This window comes from Brachyspira catarrhinii (assembly GCF_005518285.1).
Taxonomy (GTDB): domain Bacteria; phylum Spirochaetota; class Brachyspiria; order Brachyspirales; family Brachyspiraceae; genus Brachyspira; species Brachyspira catarrhinii.
Genome location: NZ_SJDU01000469.1, coordinates 1 through 1,573, shown reverse-complemented (window position 1 = coordinate 1,573; position 1,573 = coordinate 1). Strand labels below are relative to the sequence as shown.

At 33.1% G+C, this 1,573-nt stretch carries 1 protein-coding gene; it reads left to right on the top strand.

The features are described 5' to 3' along the window. A partial coding sequence (locus EZH24_RS11565; RefSeq protein ID WP_137999243.1) for a CTP synthase occupies window positions 1–1,427 on the top strand: 1,427 nt, incomplete at its 5' end. Between the last annotated feature and the right edge of the window lie 146 nt (window positions 1,428–1,573).

The following is a 1,573-nucleotide window of genomic DNA, read 5'->3' as shown; positions in this document are numbered from 1 at the left end:
ACGGACGAGGAACGGAAACCGATTTGGATATCGGGCATTATGAGAGATTCATTGACGAAAATTTGAATAAATACAGCAATGTGACGACTGGGAAAATTTATCAGCATGTCATAAATATGGAGAGAGAGGGAAAATATTTGGGCGAGACTGTTCAAGTTATTCCTCATATTACGAACGAAATAAAAAACAGAATTTATAGAGAAAACGACCCGAAAAAAACGGATATAGTGATAACCGAAATTGGCGGAACAATCGGCGATATAGAATCCCTTCCCTACATCGAGGCGATAAGACAGATAAAAGCGGAATTGGGACAGGAAAATGTTTTATATATTCATGTCACTCTAATTCCTTTTATTAGCTCTTCCGAAGAGATAAAAACAAAACCGACTCAACATAGCGTAAAACAGCTTATGCAAAGCGGAATAATCCCCGACATTATAGTTTGCAGAACGAATAAACATTTGGAAGATTCGCATAAGGCTAAAATCGCTTTATTTTGCAACTTGCCAAAACAAAATGTGTTTGAAAATTTTGACGAACCTAATATATATAATGTTCCTTTGATGCTCGAGAGTCAAGGGCTTTCCGATGTGGTATGCAAACATTTCAAACTTGAAACCGAAAAAATAGATTTGTCGAATTGGAACGATTTAATAATAAAACAAAAAAACATAGCGATAAAAAACGAGAGAGTAAAAATCGCCATTGTTGGAAAATATATCGCGATGAAAGACGCTTATATATCTTTAATCGAAGCGCTAAATCATGGCGGAATTTATAACGATATTAATGTAGATATTAAATGGATTTCCGCGGAAACTTTGGAAGTTGGCAAAGACATTGAAAGTCATTTTAAGGATGTAAACGGATTCATAATTCCCGGAGGATTTGGAGAGAGAGGAATCGAGGGAAAAATTGAAGCCATAAAATACGCGAGAGAAAATAAAATTCCTTATTTGGGAATTTGTCTGGGAATGCAATTAATGTGCGTTGAGTTTGCAAGAAATATTTTGGGTTATAAAGAAGCGAATACGATTGAAGTAAACGAAAATACAAAATACCCAATAATAACTTTAATGGAAGAACAGAAAAAAAATATATTGAAAGGAGGAACAATGAGACTCGGAGCTTATCCTTGCGAAATTAAAGAAGAAAGTTTGGCTTATAAATTATATAAAAATAAAATAATAAGCGAAAGACATAGACATAGATACGAATTCAATAACGAATATATAAACGAAATGGAGAATAACGGACTAATCATAACGGGAAAATTGCAAAACGGAGAATTGGTAGAAATTGTTGAAGTAAAAAATCATCCTTATATGATAGGAGTCCAATTCCATCCCGAATTAAAATCGAGAATAACAAATCCGCATCCTTTATTTGTCGGTTTGATAGAGGCGGCTAAAAAATTAATTTAATTTATTAGATTTAATGATTTAATAAATTTAAAAAATAATAAATTTATTTGATTAATCTTATATATTCTTTATCTCTCTTGCAAACTTTTCCGATTATCGAAGCGTCAACCACTCCCTCTCTCCATAAATCTGCGAGCATATTTTCG